Source organism: Kitasatospora sp. NPDC089797, assembly GCF_040684795.1.
GTDB lineage: Bacteria > Actinomycetota > Actinomycetes > Streptomycetales > Streptomycetaceae > Kitasatospora.
This window is the reverse complement of the sequence record NZ_JBFBGS010000024.1, coordinates 109,605-131,064: the sequence shown is the minus strand read 5'-3', so window position 1 is coordinate 131,064 and position 21,460 is coordinate 109,605. Positions and strand designations below refer to the sequence as shown.

The 21,460-nt window shown below is 75.5% G+C and carries 8 protein-coding genes; all 8 read left to right on the top strand.

What is annotated here, in order from left to right:
- Nucleotides 1-22 precede the first annotated feature (22 nt).
- The 8 genes from AB0O91_RS20865 (at nt 23) to AB0O91_RS20830 (ending at nt 21,414) form a co-directional block, all read left to right on the top strand.
- Entirely contained in the window at nt 23-4,519 is a 4,497-nt protein-coding gene (locus tag AB0O91_RS20865; protein ID WP_363435235.1) for an amino acid adenylation domain-containing protein, read from the top strand.
- 74 nt (nt 4,520-4,593) lie between these two features.
- A complete protein-coding gene (locus AB0O91_RS20860) occupies nt 4,594-6,369 on the top strand; it encodes a non-ribosomal peptide synthetase (protein ID WP_363435233.1) in 1,776 nt (591 codons plus the stop codon).
- A complete protein-coding gene (locus tag AB0O91_RS20855) occupies nt 6,366-7,154 on the top strand; it encodes a thioesterase domain-containing protein (protein ID WP_363435231.1) in 789 nt (262 codons plus the stop codon). Before AB0O91_RS20860 ends, AB0O91_RS20855 begins: the two co-directional genes overlap by 4 nt.
- Complete coding sequence (locus AB0O91_RS20850) at nt 7,130-8,347, top strand: cytochrome P450 (RefSeq protein ID WP_363435228.1); 1,218 nt, start codon at nt 7,130-7,132, stop codon at nt 8,345-8,347. The genes AB0O91_RS20855 and AB0O91_RS20850 overlap by 25 nt, the downstream gene beginning before the upstream one ends.
- A 172-nt stretch (nt 8,348-8,519) precedes the next feature.
- Complete coding sequence (locus AB0O91_RS20845; RefSeq protein ID WP_363435225.1) at nt 8,520-8,729, top strand: MbtH family protein; 210 nt, start codon at nt 8,520-8,522, stop codon at nt 8,727-8,729.
- Between the two features lie 12 nt (nt 8,730-8,741).
- Nucleotides 8,742-9,773, top strand: coding sequence for a TauD/TfdA family dioxygenase (locus AB0O91_RS20840; protein WP_363435222.1), 1,032 nt, complete (start codon nt 8,742-8,744; stop codon nt 9,771-9,773).
- Between the two features lie 32 nt (nt 9,774-9,805).
- On the top strand, nt 9,806-20,086 hold the full coding sequence (locus AB0O91_RS20835; protein ID WP_363435220.1) for an amino acid adenylation domain-containing protein: 10,281 nt from the start codon (nt 9,806-9,808) through the stop codon (nt 20,084-20,086).
- Nucleotides 20,083-21,414: an MFS transporter gene (locus tag AB0O91_RS20830; RefSeq protein WP_363435217.1), complete on the top strand. Its 1,332-nt coding sequence runs from the start codon at nt 20,083-20,085 to the stop codon at nt 21,412-21,414. The genes AB0O91_RS20835 and AB0O91_RS20830 overlap by 4 nt, the downstream gene beginning before the upstream one ends.
- Nucleotides 21,415-21,460: the final 46 nt, after the last annotated feature.

The window sequence follows — 21,460 nt, the reverse complement described above, 5'->3', positions numbered from 1 at the left end:
GCACGAGAGAGGTACGAGAACAGTGAGTTCAGCCACCGACACGGCCGTCGCCCGGGTCGCCCCGGTCTCCGGGCTCCAGCGGGGCCTGTGGTTCCTGGACCGGTGGGACCCGCAGGCCGCCACCTACAACATCCCCTGGGTGTTCACCTTCAGCGGCCCGGTCGACCCGGCCTTCCTGGAGCACGCGATCGACACCGTGGTCGCCCGCCACGAGGCCCTGCGCACCACCTTCGAGCTGCGCCCCGAGGGCCCCTGCCAACTGGTCCGCGAGAGCCTGCACATCCCGCTGGGCGTCACCGACCTGCGCGGCCTGCCGGACGGCGAACAGCACCGCCGGGCCGAGGAGCTGACCGCCGCCGAGGCGGCCGCCCCGTTCGACCTGGAGGCCGGGCCGCTGCTGCGCGCCTCGCTGCTGCTCCGCTCCGACGCCGGGGCGACCCTGGTCCTGGTCGTCCACCACATCGTGTGGGACGGCTGGTCCGCGGACGTCTTCGAGACCGAGCTCGCCGAGGTCTACACCGCGCTCACCGAGCACCGCCCGCCCCGGCTGCCGGAACTGACCGCCCAGTACGCCGACTACGCGGCCGAGGAGGCCGCCACCTCCTACCGGGAGCACCTCGCGCACTGGAAGGAGCGGCTGGCCGGCGCCCCCGGACTGCTCGAACTGCCCACCGACCGGCCCCGCCCCGCGGTGCCGACCCACCGCGGCCGCACCGAGGCCTTCGGCCTGCCGGCCGGCACCGCCGAGCGGGTGCGGGCGCTCGCCGAGGCCGAGGGCGTCACCCCGTTCATGGTCCAGCTGGCCGCCTTCGCCGTCCTGCTGAACCGGTACACCGGCGCCGAGGACCTAGTGATCGGCACCCCGGTCACCACCCGCGACCGGCCCGAACTCGAGGACCTGGTCGGCTACTTCGTCAACATGCTGCCGCTGCGGATCCGGCTCGGCGCCCGCACCACCTTCCGCGAGCTGCTGCACCGGGTCGAGGACGAGGCCTTCGAGGCGTACGGCTACCTCGACGTGCCCTTCGACACCGTCGTCGACCACCTCGGTGTCGAGCGCTCCACCCGGCACACCCCGCTGTTCCAGGTGGTGTTCGGCTCGCACGCCGAGAACCGCGCCCCGCTGCGCTTCGGGCCGGTCCACGCCGACCGCCGGGTGCACTCCAACGGCACCACCAAGTACGACCTGACCTGGTCCGTCTACGACGACGGCGAACTGCGCGGCGAGGTCGAGTACCGCTCCGACCTGTTCGACACCGACACGGTGCGCCGGATGAGCGACGACTGGCGGGCCCTGCTGGCCGACGCGCTGGAGCAGCCCGACCGCACGGTGCGCGCCCTCGCCGGGCCGGCCGCGCCCGCCGGGCCGGTGGACGTCCCCGCCGGGCGCAGCCTGCACCGGCTGTTCGAGGAGGCCGTCGACGCCCACGCCGACCGTACCGCCGTCAGCTGCGGCGCCGTCGCGCTGAGCTACCGCGAGCTGGACGAGCGGGCCAACCGGCTGGCGCACGCCCTGATCGCCCGCGGGGTGCGCCCCGGCGACCGGGTCGGCCTGCTGCTCGACCGCACCGAGGCGATCCCGGTGTCCGTCCTCGGCGTGCTCAAGACCGGCGCCGCCTACGTGCCGGTGGACCTCACCGCGCCGGCCGACCGGGCGGCCGCCGTCTTCGGCGACACCGAGGTCGCCGTGGTGCTCACCGACCGGCCCGAGAGGGTCCCGGAGGGGCCCTGGCAGGTCTTCGAACCCGCCGTCCGCACCGAGGAGTTGGCCGCCCAGGCGGCCACCCGCCCGGACCTGGCGGTGCGCCCGGCGGACACCGCGTACATCATCTTCACCTCCGGCTCCACCGGCCGCCCCAAGGGCGTGGCCGTCGCCCACGAGCACGTCAGCCGGCTGATGGCGGCCGGGGCCGGGCACTTCGCCTTCACCCCGCCGGACGGCCAGGAGGTGTGGACGCTCTTCCACAGCTACGCCTTCGACTGGACGGTCTGGGAGCTGTGGGGCGCCCTGCACCACGGCGGCCGGCTGGTCGTCGTCCCGTACGTCACCAGCCGCTCGCCGGAGGAGTTCGCGGACCTCCTCGCCGAGGAGGGCGTCTCCTTCCTCTGCCTGACCCCGTCCGCGCTGCGCCAGCTCGAAGCCGCCCTGCGCCGGCGCCCGCGCGCGCTGCCCGCGCTGAAGCAGGTGATGCTCGGCGGCGAGGCCCTGGACCCGGCGGTGGTGGAGCGCTGGTACGCCCTGGAGCCGCGGCCCCGGGCCCGGGTCTGCAACCTGTACGGGATCACCGAGACCACCGTCCACGTCACCACCCACGACATCGACGGGCCGGACGGCTTCGAGCGCAGCCTGATCGGCGACCCGATGCCGCACCTGAGCGCCGTGGTGCTCGACGACTGGCTGCGGCCCTGCCCGGTCGGCGTGCCCGGCGAGCTGTACATCGGCGGCGGCAGCCTCGCCCACGGCTACTGGGCCCGCCCCGGGCTGACCGCCACCCGCTTCGTCGCCGACCCGTACGCGGCCACCCCCGGCGCCCGGCTGTACCGCACCGGGGACGTGGCCAAGCGGCTGCCCGACGGCGGACTGGAGTACGTGGGCCGGGCCGACTTCCAGGTCAAGCTGCGCGGCTTCCGGATCGAACTCGGCGAGATCGAGGCCGCGTTGGCCGCCCACCCGGACGTGGACGGCTGCGTGGTGACCGTCCACGACCAGCGCCTCGCCGCGTACGTCACCGGCCGCGAGCCCGCCGGGATGCGCGAGTTCCTCGCCCGCTCGCTGCCGGACTACATGATCCCGGCGAGCGTCACCGTGCTGGCCGCCCTGCCGCTGACCGTCAACGGCAAGGTCGACCGCCGGGCCCTGCCCGCACCCAGCGCGCCCGCCGCGCCGCGCGCCGAGGCGGGCCACGTCGCCCCCCGCACCCCGGCCGAGCAGGGCTTCGCCGAGGTGTGGTCGACGGTCCTCGGCGTCAGCGGGATCGGCGTGCACGACGACTTCTTCCACCTCGGCGGCGACTCGATCCGGGCCGTCCAGCTGGCCGGCGCGCTGCACGACAGCGGCTGGGCCGTCACCCTGCGGGACGTCTTCAACGCCCCGACCATCGCCGCCCTCGCCCCGCTGGCCCGGCCGGTGACCGAACCGGCGGGCGCCGCCGGGCCGTTCGCCCTGGTCGACGCCGACGTGCGGGCCGAACTCCCGGCCACCGTGGTGGACGCCTACCCGATGGTGTCCATGCAGCTCAGCATGGTCTTCCACATGGAGATCGCCGGGGCGACCGACAGCTACCACAACGTCAACAGCTACCGGATCGCCGGCCCGCTGGACGAGGACGCGTTCCGCCGCGCGGTCGCCGAGGCGATGGGCCGCCACCCGGTCCTGCGCACCGGCCTCGACCTCTCCGGCTACCGCGAGCCGCTCCAGCTGGTGTACGGCGAACTGCCGCCCCCGGTCGGCTTCGAGGACCTGCGCGGCGTTCCGCAGGAGCAGCACGAGGCGCGGATCACCGCCGTCTTCGAGCAGCACCGCTCGACGCCCTTCGACCTGATGGAGCCGCCGCTGTTCCGGGTCACCGTGCAACGGCTCGACGACGCGTCCTTCCAGCTCACCGTCTCCGAGCACCACGCCATCCTGGACGGCTGGAGCTTCACCTCGCTGCTCACCGAACTCCTGGAGCGGCACACCGCGCTGGCCGCCGACCCGGGCGCCCCGCCGACCGCGCCGCCCGGCTCCGCCTTCCGCGACTTCGTCGCGGTCGAACAGGCCGCCGCCGACGACCCCGAGGCGCTCGCCTACTGGCGCGCCAAGCTCGACGGCGTCAGCGGCGAGCTCTGGGAGGAAGCGGGCTCCACCCACGAGCTGGCCCGCACGGTGGAACGCGTCCTGCCCGACGCCCCCGGCCAGCTGCGCCGGGTGGCCGACGCGGCCGCCGTCCCGGTCAAGTCGGTGGCGCTCGCCGCCCACCTGCGGGCGCTCCAGCGGATCACCGGCCGCGAGCGGGTCACCACCGGACTGGCCATGAACGGCCGGCTGGAGCGCCGCGGCGGCACCGAGGTGTACGGGCTGTTCCTCAACACCGTGCCGCTGGTCGCCGAGCCCGTCGAGGGCGACCCGCTCGCCCTGGTGCGCGCCGTGCACCGGGAGGAGCTGGAGATGATGCCGCACCGCCGCGTCCCGATCGCCCGGCTGGCCCGGCTGATGGCGGGCACCCGGCTGGACAGCCAGTTCGGCTTCCTGCGCTTCCACGCGCTCGGGCAGCTGAGCGACGCCCGGATCGTGGACGGCCGGATCGGCTGCGAGCCGACCATGCGGCACGAGCCCAACAGCTTCGCCTTCGGCGCCTCGCTGATCCAGGACCCGGTCTCCGACCGCGTGCTGCTGGCCGTGGACCACCAGCGGTCGGTGGTGCCGGACGCGCTCGCCGAGACCTTCATCGACGCCTACGCGGCGGCCCTGGCCGAACTGGACGCGGCCGTGACCACCGCGCCGACGGCCGCACCCGTGGCGGCGGGAGCGGCCGGATGAGCCCCGCGACCGGCCCCGCCACCCGTCCAGGACCGCACCCGAACCCGCACCCCGCCCGAGAGGAAGCACCCCGCATGACCACCAGCCAGACCGACCCGCTCGCCGCGTTCCTGGCCGCCGCCGAGGCCGCCCCCGGGCGGACCGCCGTGCGCGGCACCGACGGCGCGCTGACCTTCGCCGAACTGGCCGGGCGCACCGCCGCCCTGGCCGGCGCGCTGCGCGCCCACGGCATCGGCCGCGGCGACCGGGTCGGCGTCCACCTGCCCCGGACCACCGACCTGGTGGTCGCCCTGCTCGCCGTCTGGCGCGCCGGCGCGGCCTACGTGCCGCTCGACCCGGACTACCCCGCGGAGCGGCTCGCCTTCATGGCCGGCGACGCCGGCATCTCCCTCCTCCTGACGGCCGGCCAGGGCCGGGTGCCGCTGGCCGACGGCGTGCCGGTGCTCGCCCCGGACGCCACCGGCCCGGTCGGCCCGGACACCGCGGTCACCGCGCAGGACGCCGCCTACGTCATCCACACCTCCGGCTCCACCGGCACCCCCAAGGGCGTCCAGGCCACCCGCGGCGGGGTCGCCGCGCTGCTCGCCGGCCTGGCCGGGCTGGACCTCTACCGGGCCGAGCCGGGGGTGGTCGGCTGGAGCGCCAGCGTCTCCTTCGACGCCTCGGTGCAGCAGTGGGCCCGGATCTGCCGCGGCGACACCGTCGTGGTGATCGACCGGGAGACCCGCACCGACCCGGCCCGGCTGGTCGCCCTGCTCGACGAGCACGGCGTGACCGACCTGGACCTCACCCCCTCGCACTGGGAACTGCTCCGCGAGCCGTTCGGCGCCCGCCGGGTGCGCCTGTTCATGGGCGGCGAGCCGGTCCCGGAGCGCACCTGGGCGGAGCTGGTCTCCGGCGGCCTCGACGCCCTCAACCTGTACGGGCCCACCGAGTGCACGGTCGACTCCACCGCCACCCGGATCACCGGCCCGGCGCCGCACCTCGGCGGCCCGCTGCCCGGCGTCGGCCTGCACCTGCTGGACGGGCGGCTGCGCCCGGTCGCCGCCGGCGCCACCGGCGAGCTGTACGTCGAGGGGCCCGGCCTGGCCCACGGCTACCTGGGCCGCTCCGGCCTGACCGCCGAACGGTTCGTCGCCTCCCCGTTCACCCCCGGCGCCCGGATGTACCGCACCGGAGACCTCGCCCGGTACGCCGAGGACGGCACCCTGCGCTTCGGCGGCCGGGCCGACCGGCAGCTGAAGCTGCGCGGCTTCCGGATCGAGCCCGGCGAGATCGAGGCCGCCCTCACCCGCCACCCGCAGGTGCCCGCGGCGGCCGTCACCGTCCACCGCACCGAGCACGGCGACCAGCAGCTGGTCGGCTACGTCACCACCACCGGGCCCGGGGCGCCGGACGCCGACGCCGTCCTCGCCCACGCCCGGACCCTGCTGCCCGTGCACCTCGTCCCGGCCGCCGTGGTCGTCCTGGACGCCCTGCCGCTCACCCCGAACGGCAAGGTCGACCACGCCGCCCTGCCCGCGCCGCACTCGCCGCAGCCCACCGCGGGCCCGGCCGCCGGGGCCGAGGGGGCCGACGAGGTCGCCGAGCAGGTCGCCGAGGTGTGGCGGACCGTCCTGGGCCGCACCGACCTGCGCCCCGAGGACGACTTCCTCAGCCTCGGCGGGCACTCGCTCGCCGCGCTCCGGGTCACCCACGTGCTGCGCCGCAAGCTCGGCATCGAGATCCAGCTGCGCCACCTGCTCGACTCCCGCGACCTCGCCGACTTCACCGAGTCGGTGCGTCGGGCCACCCGCGCCGGCGCGCCGCGCCGCCCGGCCCTGGTCGGCAGCGGGGCGGGCGCCCGGTGAACGGCCCCCGCCCCCGGATCGAGGGCGACTGGCTGTTCGTGCCCGCCCCGCAGCAGCACCGCCCGTACCGGCTGTTCTGCTTCCCGCACGCCGGCGGCGACGCCACCGCCTTCACCCCGCTCGGCCACGCGCTGGCCCCGGCGGCCGAGGTCTGGGCGCTGCGGATGCCCGCCCGCGGCGGCCGCGGCCGCCAGCCGATGCCCGCCACCTTCGACCGGCTGGTCGCCGACGTCGTGCAGGCCCTGCGCCCGCACCTGAACGGCCGGTTCGGCTTCTACGGGCAGAGCTTCGGCGCGCTGCTCGGCTACGAGGTGGCCCGGGCCCTGCCCGCCGGGCAGCGCCCGGACGCGGTGGTCGCCGCCTCGGCCTCCCCACCGGCCGACTGGGCCGGCCCGACCCCGCCCCGGCGCACCGCCGAGGACCTGCTGCGCCTGGCCGGCATGGGCGAACTCGTCGAATCCGCGCCGGAGTTGCGCGATCTCGCACTGAGCGCCATCCGCACCGACCTGACCGTCCGCGACACCTACCGGCACCGCGCCGAGCCGCCGCTCGCCGCCGACCTCTACGCGATCGCCGGGGACGCCGACCCGATGCTCGACGCCCCCCGGCTGGCCGGTTGGGCGCGGCACACCAGCGGGGACTTCGGCCTCGCCGTCGTCCCCGGCGGCCACCTGCTGGCGACCGTGGAACAGCCCGGCCCGGTGGACGTCCTGACCTCGATCATCGGGCGCGAGCCCGCCCGTACCGGCAAGGAGGAGCCGTGGCTGCGCCCGCTCTCGATCTGATCCCCGCCCCGGCCGCCCCGGCGGCCCCCGACCTGAGCGACCCCGCCCTGTGGGAGCGCCCCGACGCCCCGGAGCTGATCGACGCGCTGCGCAGCGCCGCCCCGGTGCAGCGCTCGCTGACCGCGACCGACGGACCGGTCTGGTCGGTGCTCTCCTACGACCTGGCCGCGGAGGTCCTCAGGGACACCGCCACCTACAGCTCCGAGGAGGGCTCGCTGCTCGGCGCCGGCGCCGGCAACACGCCGGTCGGCGCCGGTCGGATGATGGCCCTGACCGACCCGCCCCGGCACCGCGAACTGCGGGCCCCCGTGGTGCCGTTCTTCTCGCCGAGCGGGGTGCGCGGCACCCGCGCCGGGATCGTCGACCTGGCGACCCGGATCGTCGACGGGGCGGTGCGGCAGGGCGAGGTCGACCTGGTCGACGTGGTCGCCCCGCTGCCGCTGACCGTGATGTGCGACCTGCTCGACGTCCCCGAGCAGGACCGCGAGATGGTCGTCAAGGTCTGCGACGACGCCTTCCTGGGCCGGACCGCCGAGGAGCGCCGGGCCGGCCACCAGCGGCTGATCCCGTACCTGATGCACCAGGTGATGAAGCGCCGGGCCGACCCGCGCGACGACCTGATCAGCACGATGGCCACCTACCGGGTCGCCGGGCGGCTGCTGCCGGTCGAGGACGTCGTGCTCAACCTGGACAACATCGTGGTCGGCGGCGTGCAGACGGTCCGCCACACGGCCGTGATGGGCCTGCTGGCCGTCGTCCAGCGGCCCCGGCTGTGGGAGGCGCTGCAGAGCGGCCGGGCCGAGATGGGCGCCGCGCTGGACGAACTGCTGCGCTGGACCTCGGTCGGCCTGCACACCCTGCGGGTCGCCAGCCGGGACACCGAGCTCGGCGGGCAGCCGATCCGCAAGGGGGAGCGGGTGGTCGTCTGGACCTGGGCGGCCAACCGCGACCCGGCCGTCTTCGACCGCCCGCACGACATCCTGCTCGACCGGTCCCCGAACCGGCACCTGGCGCTCGGGCTGGGCGCCCACTACTGCATCGGCGCGCCGCTCGCGAAGTCCGAGCTGACCGCCCTGTTCGAGGCCGTGCTGACCCGGGTCGAGCGGATCGAGCAGACCGGCCCGGTGCAGTACAACCGCTCGATCATCAACTTCGGCCTGGACCGCTTCCCGGTGCGCCTGATCGCCCGCTGAACTTCCGCCCAGTTGCCGGAACTCTTGCCGGGCGGCGGCGGACCCCGCCGATAGCTTGGAGACACCCGGACGGCTCGCCCGCCCCGCGCGACCCGCCCCGCGGGCACCGCGCCCGCCCACCCCACCAGCAGTCCACCGTGCATCGCACGCCCACCCGATGGAGGAACCACCCGTGTCGAACCCCTTCGAGGACGAGAACGCCACCTACCAGGTCCTGGTCAACGAGGAGAACCAGCACTCGCTCTGGCCGAGCTGGATCGACGTCCCGGCCGGCTGGACGGCCGTCTTCGGCGAGTCCACCCGCCAGGCCTGCCTCGCCCACATCGAGGAGAACTGGACCGACATCCGCCCGGCGAGCCTCGTCGCCGCGCTGGCCGGCTGAGGGCCCGGGACGATGGCGCAGACACTCCACTGGGAGATCGAGCCGGGCCGCCCGGCGCTGACCCGGATCCCCGGCATCGCCGACATGACCGCCGCCGTCGACTGGCTGCGCGGCCACCACCGGCAGATCGCGCAGGCCCTCGCCGAGCACGGCGCGGTCTTCCTGCGCGGCCTGCCGGTCGCCACCAGCGAGGACGTCGCCGCGGTCCGCGACGTCCTGCTCCCCAACCCCACCCCGTACCGGGAGAAGGCCACCCCGCGCAGCGACTTCGGCAACGGCGTCGCCTCCTCCACCGACCTGCCGCCGAACCAGGCGATCCGGATGCACAACGAGAACAGCTACACCCTCACCTTCCCGGGGATGCTGCTGTTCGCCTGCCTGACCGCCCCCGCCGAGGGCGGCGCCACCCCGGTCGCGGACTGCCGCAAGGTCCTGGCCAACCTCCCGGCCTCGATCCTGGAGCGGGTCCGCGCCACCGGCTGGACCCTCACCCGCACCTACTCCGAGTACGTCTCGCTGGACTGGCGCACCGCCTTCGCCACCGAGGACCCGGCCGCGGTCGAGGCCTACTGCGCCGAGAACCACATCGGCTGGGAGTGGCTGGAGGACGGCCGGCTGCGCACCCGCCAGCTGCGCCCCGGCACCGTCGTCCACCCGGGCACCGGTGAGGAGGTCTGGTTCAACCACATGGCCTTCTGGAGCGAGTGGTCGCTGGACCCGGTCATCCGCGAGGCCCTCACCGAGGAGTTCGGCCCGGACGGCCTGCCCTTCAACACCGGTGTCGGCGACGGCGTCCCGCTCACCGAGGACGAGGTGGCGGGCATCAACCGGGCCTACGAGGAGGCCACCGTACGGGAGCCGTGGCAGCAGGGCGACCTGCTGCTGGTCGACAACGTCTCGACCTCGCACGGCCGCGACCCCTTCGCGGGCGACCGCAGGATCGCCGTCGTGATGGGCGAGCCCGTCGACCTCCTCGCCTGCCGCCCCGGTGTCGCGCCGGCGGCCCTGCCCGCCACCGCCCTGTCCGCCGCCCTCCCGGTGTGACCCCTCCCGCACAGTGACGTAAGGACAGATCCGTGATCCCGGTTTCGTTTGCGCAGCAGCGCCTCTGGCTGGTCGACCAGATCGAGGGGCCCGGCCCGCTCTACAACCTGCCGTTCGCCCTGCGGCTGCACGGCGCGCTGGACCGGGACGCACTGCGGGCGGCGGCCGCGGACGTGGTCACCCGGCACGAGGCCCTGCGGACGGTCTTCCCGGCCGTCGCCGGGGTCCCTGAGCCCCGGGTGGTACCGGCCGCCACCGCGGCCACGGATCTCGCCTTCGACATCGTCGACTGCACCGCCGACCCGGCCGGCTACCCGGCCCTGCTCGACGCGGCGTCCGCCCGGGCCTTCGACCTGAGCGGCGAACTGCCCATCCGCATCACCCTGTTCGCGCTCGGCGGGCGCGAGCACGTGCTGCTGGTGGTGCTGCACCACATCGCCGGCGACGGCTGGTCGCAGGGCCCGTTCCTGCGCGACCTCGCCACCGCGTACACCGCCCGGTGCGCGGGGGAGGCGCCCGGCTGGGAGCCGCTGCCGGTGCAGTACGCCGACTACGCGCGCTGGCAGCGCGACATCCTCGGCGAGGACACCGATCCCGGGAGCCTGCTGTCGCGGCAGCTCGCCCACTGGAAGGAGGTCCTGGCCGGCGGCCCCGAGGAGCTGACGCTGCCCTTCGACCGCCCCCGGCCGCCCGCCCTGAGCGCCCGCGCCGACGCGCTGGCGTTCCGGATCGAACCCGAACTGCACGCGGCGCTGGCCGGGTTGGCGCGTTCGCAGCGGGTGACGCTGTTCATGGTGCTGCAGGCGGCGCTGGCCGCGCTGCTGACCAGGTTCGGGGCCGGGACGGACGTGCCGATCGGGTCGGTGACGGCGGGGCGGTCCGACGAGGCGCTGGACGACCTGGTCGGGTTCTTCGTCAACACCCTGGTGCTGCGCACCGACACCTCGGGGGACCCAGGGTTCGCCGAACTGCTGTCCCGGGTCCGGGAGGTGCAGCTGAACGCCCACTCCCATGAGGACGTGCCCTTCGAGCGGCTGGTCGAGGAGCTCAACCCGGCCCGCTCCACGGCCCGGCACCCGCTGTTCCAGGTGATGTTCGTCCTCCAGAACACCGAGGAGGCCCGCCTCGACCTGCCCGGCCTGACGGCGGACGGCGAGCCGCTCGGGATCAGGGTCGCCAAGTTCGACCTCAACATCGGCATGACCGAGGCCCTCACGGCGGACGGCGCCCCGAACGGGCTCACCGGCTCCGTCGAGTACTCCTCCGACCTGTTCGACCGGTCGACGGTGGAGCGGTTGGTGGCGGGTCTGGTGCGGCTGTTGGGGGAGGTGGCGGCGGATCCGGGGGTGCGGATCGGTGCCGTGGACCTGCTGGGGGAGGTGGAGCGGGAGCGGTTGCTGGTGGGGTGGAATGCCACCGCGCGGGGGGTGCCGGCGGTGTCGTTGCCGGTGGCGTTCGCGGCGCAGGTGGCCCGGACGCCGGCGGCGGTGGCCGTGGTGTCGGACGAAGTGTCTTACACCTATGCGGAGTTGGACGCCCTGTCGGAGCGGTTGGCCCGGCAGCTGGTGGACTCGGGTGTCGGGGTGGAGTCGCCGGTGGCGATGCTGCTGGAGCGGTCGGTGGACGTGGTGGTGGCCACGCTGGCGATCGTGCGGGCGGGCGGGGTGTACGTGCCGCTGCACGCGACGCTGCCGCCGGAGCGGTTGGCCTGGGTGCTGGCCGAGACCGGTGCGGGGGTGTTGCTGACGGACCGTACGGAGCTGGGCTTCGACACCGGCGTGCGGGTGGTCCGGCCCTCCGACGTCCTCGCCGAGGGTGCGTCCGACCTTCCGTCGGTGCACCCGGAGCAGCTCGCCTACGTGATGTACACCTCCGGCTCGACCGGACTGCCCAAGGGCGTCGCGATCACCCACCACGACGTCGTCGCCCTCGCCACCGACCACCGCTGGACCGAAGACCACCGGCGCGTCCTGCTGCACTCCCCGCACGCCTTCGACGCGGCCACCTACGAGCTGTGGGTGCCGCTGCTCTCGGGCGGCACGGTCGTCGTCGCCCCGCCCGGCGACCTCGACCCGGCCCGGCTGCGCGCGGTGGTCGGGCGCCACGGCGTCACCGCCCTCTGGCTCACCAAGGGCCTGTTCGACCTGGTCGCCGAGGAGGCGCCGGAGACCTTCGCCGGGCTGCGCGCGGTCACCACCGGTGGTGACGCCGCCGCCCCGGCGATGGTCCGCCGGGTCCTCGACGCCTGCCCGGAGCTGGCACTCGGCAACGGGTACGGTCCCACCGAGACCACCACCTTCGCCGCCTTCCACCACATCACCGCCGCCGACACCGCGGGCCGGGTACCGATCGGTGCCCCGCTGGACGACACCCGGCTGTACGTGCTGGACGGCCGGCTGGAGCCCGTCCCGGTCGGTGTGCCGGGCGAGCTGTACGTGGCCGGCACCGGCCAGGCCCGAGGCTACCTCAACCGCCCGGCCCTGACCGCGGAACGCTTCGTCGCCTGCCCGTTCGCGGCCGGTGAGCGGATGTACCGCACCGGCGACCTGGTGCGCCGCCGGGAGGACGGCCTGCTGGAGTACCTGGGCCGCACCGACGACCAGGTGAAGATCCGCGGCTTCCGGATCGAACTCGGCGAGATCGAGGCCGTGCTCGGCCGCCACCCCGGCGTCGGCCAGGTCGTGGTGGTGGTGCGCACCGAGGACGGCGACAAGCGCCTGGTCGCCTACTGCACCCCCGACCACTGCGCACCCGACCAGCGCACCCCCGACGGCCAACGGCCGGACCTCGCCGCCGAGTTGCGCGCCCACGCCGGGGACCGGCTGCCCGGCTACATGGTCCCGCACGTCATGGTGGTCGACGCCCTGCCGCTGAACGCCAACGGCAAGGTCGACCGCCGGGCGCTGCCCGCCCCGGACCTGGCCGCCGAGGGCCGCGGCCGGGCCCCGCGCACCCCGCAGGAACAGATCCTCTGCTCGCTGTTCGCCGGCGTCTTCGGCCGTGACTCGATCACCGTCGACGACGACTTCTTCGTCCTCGGCGGCCACTCCCTGCTGGCCAGCCGCCTGGTCACCAGGATCCGCACCGTGCTGGGCGCCGAGGTGACCATCCCGGACCTCTTCCAGGCCCCCACCGTCGCCGAACTCGCCGAGCGGCTCGCCACCCCCACGGCCCGCCCCGCCCTGCGCCGGGCCGACCGCCCGGAGCGGCTGCCGCTCTCCTCCGCCCAGCAGCGGCTCTGGTTCATCGGCCAGCTCGAGGGCCCCAGCCCGATGCACAACATCTCGCTGGCCCTGCGGTTGCGCGGCCCGCTGGACGCCGCCGCCCTCGACCGCGCCCTGCACGACGTGGTGCTGCGCCACGAGGCACTGCGCACCGTCTTCCGCCCGGTCGCCGGCGAGCCGTACCAGCAGGTGCTGGACGCCCCGGCCGGTCCGCTGCTCACCGTCGGCGGCCGCACCGTCGCCGAGGCCGCTGGCCACGTCTTCGACCTGGCCGCCGACGTGCCGCTGCACGCCTACCTGATCCCGCGCGGCGCCGAGGACCACGTCCTGGTCCTGGTCGTGCACCACATCGCCGGGGACGGCGCCTCGCTGAGCCCGCTCTTCGACGACCTCGCCGCCGCCTACCGGGCCCGGCTGGCCGGCGGCGCCCCCGGATGGGCCGCGCTGCCGGTCCAGTACGCCGACTACACCCTCTGGCAGCGCGACCTGCTCGGCGAGGCCGCCGACCCGGACAGCCTGCTCTCCCGTCAGCTCGGCTTCTGGAGGCAGGCCCTGGCCGGTCTGCCGGACGAACTGGCGCTGCCCACCGACCGGCCGCACCCCGCCGTCGCCTCCTACCGGGGCGGGACCGTGCCGGTCGAGCTGGACCCGGAGCTGTACGAGCGGCTGACGGCGCTGGCGCGCGCCCACCACGTCACCCCGTTCATGCTGTTCCAGGCCGCGTTCGCCGCGGTGCTCGGCCGCTTCGGCGCCGGTGAGGACATCCCGCTCGGCGCACCCGTCGAGGGCCGCGCGGACGCCGCCCTCGGCGGCCTGGTCGGCTTCTTCGCCAACACCCTGGTGCTGCGCGTCGACCTGTCCGGCCGCCCCGGTTTCGCGGAGCTGCTGGCCCGGGTCCGGGCCGCCAGCCTGGCCGCCTACGCCCACCAGGACGTCCCCTTCGAGCGCCTGGTCGAGGAGCTCAACCCGGCCCGCGCGAGCGGCCGCCACCCGCTCTTCCAGGCGATGCTGGCGTTCGACAACACCACCGGCGCCGCCCTCGCATTCCCCGGCGTGGCGGCGGAGTTCGAGCCCACCGAGTTCTCCTCCACGGCCTTCGACCTGACCCTCAACCTGGCCGAGCGGCACGGCGCCGACGGACGGCCGACCGGGGTCGGGGGAGTCCTGGAGTACGCGGCCGACCTGTTCGACCCGGAGACCGCCGAAGGCCTCGCCGCCGCCCTGGTGCGGCTGCTGGCCGGCGTCGCCGACGACCCGGAGCGCCCGGTGGCGACCGTCGAGATCCTCGACGGTGCCCAGCGCCGCCGCGTGCTGGAGGAGTGGAACGACACCGCGGCCCCGGTCGCCCCCGCCACGCTGCCCGCCCTGCTCGCGGCGCAGGCCGCCCGCACCCCCGGGCACCCCGCCGTGGTCTGCGGCGACGAGCGGCTCGACTACGCCGAACTGGACGCCCGCGCCAACCGGCTGGCCCGGCTGCTGCTCGGCCTGGGCGCCGGCCCGGAGCGGACCGTCGCCCTGGTCATGGAGCGCTCGCCCGGCCTGGTGGTCGCGCTGCTCGCCGTCCTCAAGACCGGCGCGGCCTACCTGCCGGTCGACCCCGAGTACCCGGCCGACCGGATCGGCCACATGCTGTCCGACGCGGCCCCGGCCATGGTGCTCACCACCGGGCCGAGCAGCGCCGCCGTCCCGGCCGGCACCGCCGGGGTGCTGCGCTACGAGGACCTCGACCTGTCCGCCCACTCCGCCGCGCCGGTCACCGACGCGGACCGCCCGGCCCCGCTGCTGCCCGCCCACCCCGCGTACGTGATCTACACCTCCGGCTCGACCGGCCGGCCCAAGGGCGTGGCCGTGCCGCACCTGGGCATCGTCAACCGGCTGGCCTGGATGCAGCACGAGTACCGGCTCACCGCGGCCGACCGGGTGCTCCAGAAGACGCCGTTCGGCTTCGACGTCTCCGTCTGGGAGTTCTTCTGGCCGCTGCTGGAGGGCGCCACGATGGTGCTCGCCCGCCCCGGCGGCCACCGCGACCCGGCCTACCTCGCGGAGCTGATCCGGCGCGAGCGGATCACCGTCACCCACTTCGTGCCGTCGATGCTCCAGGTCTTCGTGCAGGAGCCCGCGGCGGCCGGCTGCACCGGCCTGCGCGCGGTGTTCTGCAGCGGCGAGGCGCTGCCCGCCGACCTGCGCGACCGCTTCCTCGCCCTGCTCGACGTGCCGCTGCACAACCTCTACGGGCCCACCGAGGCCTCCGTCGACGTCACCGCCTGGCCCTGCCGGGACGACACCGACAACCCGCACGTGCCGATCGGCCGGCCGGTGTGGAACACCCGGGTCCTCGTCCTGGACGCGGACCTGCGCCCGGTGCCCCCGGGCGTGCCCGGCGACCTCTACCTCGCGGGCGACCAGCTGGCCCGCGGCTACCTCAACCGCCCCGGGCTGACCGCCGAGCGCTTCGTCGCCGACCCGTACGGCCCGGCCGGCAGCCGGATGTACCGCACCGGCGACGTCGCCCGCTGGGGCCGGGACGGCGCGCTGCTCTTCCTCGGCCGCGCCGACGACCAGGTGAAGATCCGCGGCCTGCGGGTCGAACTCGGCGAGATCGAGAACACCCTGGCCGGCCACCCGAGGGTCGCGCACGCCGTCGTGGTGCTGCGCGAGGACACCCCGGGGGACCAGCGGCTGGTCGGGTACCTGGTGCCGCAGGACGGCGCGGACGGCGGGGACGGCGCCGCGGACACCACCGTGGACACCGCCGCGCTGCGCGCCCACCTGGCCGCCCGGCTGCCCGAGTACATGGTGCCCGCCGCCCTGGTGGTCGTCGACGCGCTGCCGGTGACCCCGAACGGCAAGCTCGACCGCCGGGCGCTGCCGCGGCCCGTGCTCCCCGCCCGGGGCGCCGGCCGGCCGCCGCGCGACCTGCGGGAGGAACTGCTCCGCGGGCTGTTCGCGGAGGTCCTCGGGCTGGACCCGGCCGCGGTCTCGGCCGACGACGGCTTCTTCGACCTCGGCGGCCACTCGCTGCTCGCCACCCGGCTGATCAGCCGGATCCGGACGGTGCTCGGGGCGGAACTGGAGCTGCGCGAGGTCTTCGACGCGCCGACCGTGGCCCAGCTCGCGGCCCGGCTGGACACCGCGGCCGGCGGCCGCACCGCGCTCGCCGCCCGCCCGCGCCCGGACACCCTGCCGCTCTCCTTCGCCCAGCAGCGGATGTGGCTGCTGGACCGGATCCAGGGCCCGAGCGCCCAGTACAACCTGCCGTTCGCGCTGCGGCTGCACGGCCGGCTCGACCGTGAGGCGCTGCGGGCCGCACTCACCGACGTGGTGGTCCGGCACGAGAGCCTGCGCACCGTGGTCGGCGAGACCGACGGAGTGCCGTGCCAGCACGTCCGCCCGGCCGAGGGCGTCCGGCTGCGGCTCGACGCGCTGGAGTGCCTGGCCGCGGACCTGTCCGGGGTGCTGGCCGCGGCCGCCTGGCGGCCCTTCGACCTGGCCGGTGAACTGCCGCTGCGCGCCACCCTGTTCGAGCTCGGCGAGCGCGAGCACGTGCTGCTGGTGGTGCTGCACCACATCGCCGGCGACGGCTGGTCGATGGCGCCGCTGCTGCGCGACCTCACGGCCGCCTACGCGGCCCGCTGCGCGGGGGAGGCACCCGACTGGGCGCCGCTGCCGGTGCAGTACGCCGACTACGCGCTCTGGCAGCGCGACCAGCTCGGCGCCGAGGACGATCCGGACAGCCTGGCCGCCCGCCAGCTCGCCCACTGGAAGCAGACCCTGGCCGGCAGCCCCGAGGAACTGGAGCTGCCCTACGCCCGGGTGCGCCCCGCCACCGCGGGGGACCGGCGCGCCGAGCGCGTCACCCTCGCCCTGGACGCCGAACTGCACGCGGCGCTGGCCGGGTTGGCGCGTTCGCAGCGGGTGACGCTGTTCATGGTGCTGCAGGCGGCGCTGGCCGCGCTGCTGACCAGGTTCGGGGCCGGGACGGACGTGCCGATCGGGTCGGTGACGGCGGGGCGGTTCGACGAGGCGCTGGACGGCCTGGTCGGGTTCTTCGTCAACACCCTGGTGCTGCGCACCGACACCTCGGGGGATCCCGGGTTCGCCGAACTGCTGTCCCGGGTGCGGGAGGTGCAGCTGAACGCCCACTCCCATGAGGACGTGCCCTTCGAGCGGCTGGTCGAGGAGCTCAACCCGGCCCGCTCGATGACCCGGCACCCGCTGTTCCAGGTCATGCTGACCCTGCAGAACAACGAGGAGGCCGAGCTGCGGCTCGCCGGACTCACCGCCGTGCCCGAGCCGCTCGGCGTCCGCTCCGCCAAGTTCGACCTCAACCTGATCATGGCGGAGTCCTTCACCGAGGAGGGCGCCCCCGCCGGACTCGACGGCGCGCTGGACTTCGCCGTGGACCTGTTCGACCGGTCGACGGTGGAGCGGTTGGTGGCGGGTCTGGTGCGGCTGCTGGGGGAGGTGGCGGCGGATCCGGGGGTGCGGATCGGTGCCGTGGACCTGCTGGGGGAGGTGGAGCGGGAGCGGTTGCTGGTGGGGTGGAACGCCACCTCGCGGGGGGTGCCGGCGGTGTCGTTGCCGGTGGCGTTCGCGGCGCAGGTGGCCCGGACGCCGGCGGCGGTGGCCGTGGTGTCGGACGAAGTCTCTTACACCTATGCGGAGTTGGACCGGCTCTCGGAGCGGTTGGCCCGGCAGCTGGTGGACTCGGGTGTCGGGGTGGAGTCGCCGGTGGCGATGCTGCTGGAGCGGTCGGTGGACGTGGTGGTGGCCACGCTGGCGATCGTGCGGGCGGGCGGGGTGTACGTGCCGCTGCACGCGACGCTGCCGCCGGAGCGGTTGGCCTGGGTGCTGGCCGAGACCGGTGCGGGGGTGCTGCTGACGGACCGTACGGAGCTGGGCTTCGACACCGGCGTGCGGGTGCTCCGGCCCTCCGACTCCCTCGCCGAGGGTGCGTCCGACCTTCCGTCGGTGCACCCGGAGCAGCTCGCCTACGTGATGTACACCTCCGGCTCGACCGGACTGCCCAAGGGCGTCGCGATCACCCACCACGACGTGGCCGCCTTCGCCGTCGACCACCGCTGGTCCGGGGAGCGGCCCGACCGGATGCTGCTGCACTCGCCGCACGCCTTCGACGCGGCCACCTACGAGCTGTGGGTGCCGCTGCTGTCGGGCGGCACGGTCGTCGTCGCCCCGCCCGGCGACCTCGACCCGGCCCGGCTGCGGGCCGCCGTGCAACGGCACCGGGTGACCTCGCTCTTCCTCACCAAGGGCCTGTTCGACCTGGTCACCGAGGAGGCGCCGGAGACCTTCGCCGACCTGCGGGTCCTCGCCACCGGCGGTGACACCGCGTCCGCCGCCACGATGCGGCGGGTGCTGGAGCGCAACCCCCGGCTGTCGGTCCGCAACCTGTACGGCCCGACCGAGATCACCACGGCCGCCACCGCGCACGCCGTCGCCCTCCCCGACCTCGACACCGGCCGGGTGCCGATCGGTGCCCCGCTGGACGACACCCGGGTGTACGTGCTGGACGGCCGGCTGGAGCCCGTCCCGGTCGGTGTGCCGGGCGAGCTGTACGTGGCCGGCACCGGCCAGGCCCGGGGCTACCTCAACCGCCCGGCCCTGACCGCGGAACGCTTCGTCGCCTGCCCGTTCGCGGCCGGTGAGCGGATGTACCGCACCGGCGACCTGGTGCGCCGCCGGGAGGACGGCGTCCTGGAGTACCTGGGCCGCACCGACGACCAGGTGAAGATCCGCGGCTTCCGGATCGAACTCGGCGAGGTCGAGGCCGCGCTGCTCCGCCACCCCGGGGTCGCCCAGGCCGTGGTGGTGGCCCAGCAGGACCGGCTGGTCGGCTACGCGACCGGCGGCGCCGACGGCGGCGAGGTCCGCGCCTTCGCCGCCGGGCAACTGCCCGCCTACATGGTCCCGGCGACCGTGATGATGATCGACGCGCTGCCGCTGAACGCCAACGGCAAGCTCGACCGCAAGGCGCTGCCCCGGCCCCGGTTCGGCAGCACGGCCGGCCGTCTGCCGCGCACCCCGCGCGAGGAACTGCTCTGCGGACTCTTCGCCGAGGCCCTCGGACTGGACACGGTCTCGGTCGACGACGGCTTCTTCGACCTCGGCGGCCACTCGCTGCTGGCGACCAGGCTGCTCAGCCGGGTGCGGGCGGTGCTCGGCGCCGACCTCGGCATCCGCACGCTCTTCGAATGCCCCACACCGGCCGGACTGGCCGCCCGGCTGGAAGCCGACGCGGAACACCCGCAGGACGCGCTCGACGTGCTGCTGCCGCTGCGCACCGGCGGCGCCGCCGCCCCGCTGTTCTGCGTGCACCCGGCCGCCGGCGTCAGCTGGGTCTACTCCGGGCTGCTGCGCCACCTGGAGGCCGCCCACCCGGTGTACGGCCTCCAGGCCCCCGGCCTGCGCGGCGCGACCCCCGACAGCGTCGAGGCGATGGCCGCGCACTACCTGCGCGAGGTCCGCGCCGTCCAGCCGTCCGGGCCGTACCACCTGCTGGGCTGGTCCTTCGGCGCGGTCGTCGCCCATGCGATGGCGGTCCGGCTCCGGGCGGAGGGCGCGGAGGTCGGCTCGCTGACCCTGGTCGACGGCTACCCGACAGCGGAGATCGCGGGCCTGCTGGCCGAGCCCGACCCGGCCGAGCCCCGGGACGACTGGGCGGACCTGCTCGCCTCGCTCGGCCTGGACGCCACCGGCCAGGAGGCGCTGGCGGCGATGCTCGGCCCGGCCGCGTCGGCGCTGCCCGGGGTCTTCGCCGACCACCAGGCACTGCTGCGGGCGCACACCCCCGGGGTCTTCGACGGCGACGCGCTGTTCGTCGGCGCCACCCTCGACAAGCCGGCCGGCTGGCCGTACGAGAGCGCCTGGCGCTCGCACGTCACCGGGCAGCTCGACCACCTGCGCCTCCCCTGCACCCACGGCGCGCTGACCCGGCCGGGTCCGCTCGCCGAGTACGCCGAGGCCGTGGCCAAGCGGCTGTCCGGCCCGGACGCCCCCGGCGCCCCGGACGCCCCGGACGCCCCGGTGTCCACCCCGATGTCCACTCCGATCGAGGGAGAGCGGCGATGACCGCCACCAGCGCACCGGCGGCCACGCCGGAGCAGACCGCATCCGAACCGGCACCCGCACCGGAACGCGCACCCGCACCCGAAGGCGGCCGCGGCCGGTGGGGCCTGTGGGCCGAACCCGGCTTCCGCAGGCTGTGGTGGGGGGAGACCACCAGCGGCCTGGGCACCGCCGTCGGCCATGTCTCGCTCTCCCTGGTCGCGGTGGTCCTCCTGGACGCCTCCCCGCTGACGATGGGCGTGATCACTGCGGCGGCCTGGCTGCCCTGGCTGCTGATCGGCCTGCCGGCCGGCGCCTGGGTGGACCGCTGGCCCCGCCGCCGGGTGATGCTGGTGTGCGACGTGGCGCTCGCGCTGCTGTTCGGCAGCGTGCCGGTGGCGGCCTGGTTCGGCGTGCTGACGGTCACCCAGGTGGTGCTGGTCGCCCTGCTGTCCGGCGCGGCCAAGGTCTTCTTCTCCACCGCGTACGGCGCGCTGGTGCCCTCCGTGGTGGAGGCCCCCGACCTGATGGAGGCCAACGGCAAGCTGCGCGGCGGCGAGGCGGCGGCCGACGTCGCCGGGCCCGGCGTGGCCGGCCTGGTCGCCCAGGCCTTCGGCGCCGCCACCGGACTGCTGCTGGACTCGGTCTCCTACCTGGTCTCGCTGTTCTGCCTGAGCCGCCTGGAGGTGCGGGAGGAGCCGCCCGCACCGGCGGCGCGGCGCGCGCTCGGCCGGGAGATCGCCGAGGGGGTGCGGTTCGTCGCGGGCGACCGCTACCTGCGCACCCTCGCCGGTTTCAGCATGCTGGCCAACCTCGCCCTGAACGGCATCCAGGCCGTGCAGACGGTCTTCCTGGTCCGCGAGGTCGGCCTGTCGGCCGGGGCGGTCGGCGCCGTGTTCGCGGTGGTCAGCGTCGGCGGGCTGGCCGGCGCGGCCGTCGCGGCCCGGATCGCCCGCCGCCTGGGCACCGCGCACGGCCTGCTGGCGTGCCTGCTGACGGTCGCCCCGCTGATCTTCCTGCTGCCCTTCTCCGGTCGGCAACTGCCGGTCGCGGTCGGCGCGTTGGCCTGGGGCGCGGCCGTCTGCGCGGTGGTCGCGGGCAACGTCATCTCGGGCACCTTCTCGCAGACCTACACGCCGCCCGCGCTGCTCGGCCGGGTGCGGGCCAGCACCTCGACCATCGGCTACGGTGCGATCCCGGTCGGCGCACTGCTCGGCGGCTTCCTGGGCGACGCCCTCGGGGCCCGGCCCACCATCTGGATCATGTCGGGGGTGCTGCTGGCCGCCGGCCTGCTCCTGCTCGCGAGCCCGGTGCGCACCGCCCGCGACCTGCCCGGCCCGCGCCGCGACTGACCGGCCCGCGCCGAACTCCCCACCGCCGACCGCGGGTCGGCCCGTC

Bases quoted from the DNA above. Each gene is read 5' to 3' on its own strand.
- AB0O91_RS20860 (WP_363435233.1), top strand. From the start codon at position 4,594: ATGACCACCAGCCAGACCGACCCGCTCGCCGCGTTCCTGGCCGCCGCC.
- AB0O91_RS20840 (WP_363435222.1), top strand. From the start codon at position 8,742: ATGGCGCAGACACTCCACTGGGAGATCGAGCCGGGCCGCCCGGCGCTG.
- AB0O91_RS20830 (WP_363435217.1), top strand. From the start codon at position 20,083: ATGACCGCCACCAGCGCACCGGCGGCCACGCCGGAGCAGACCGCATCC.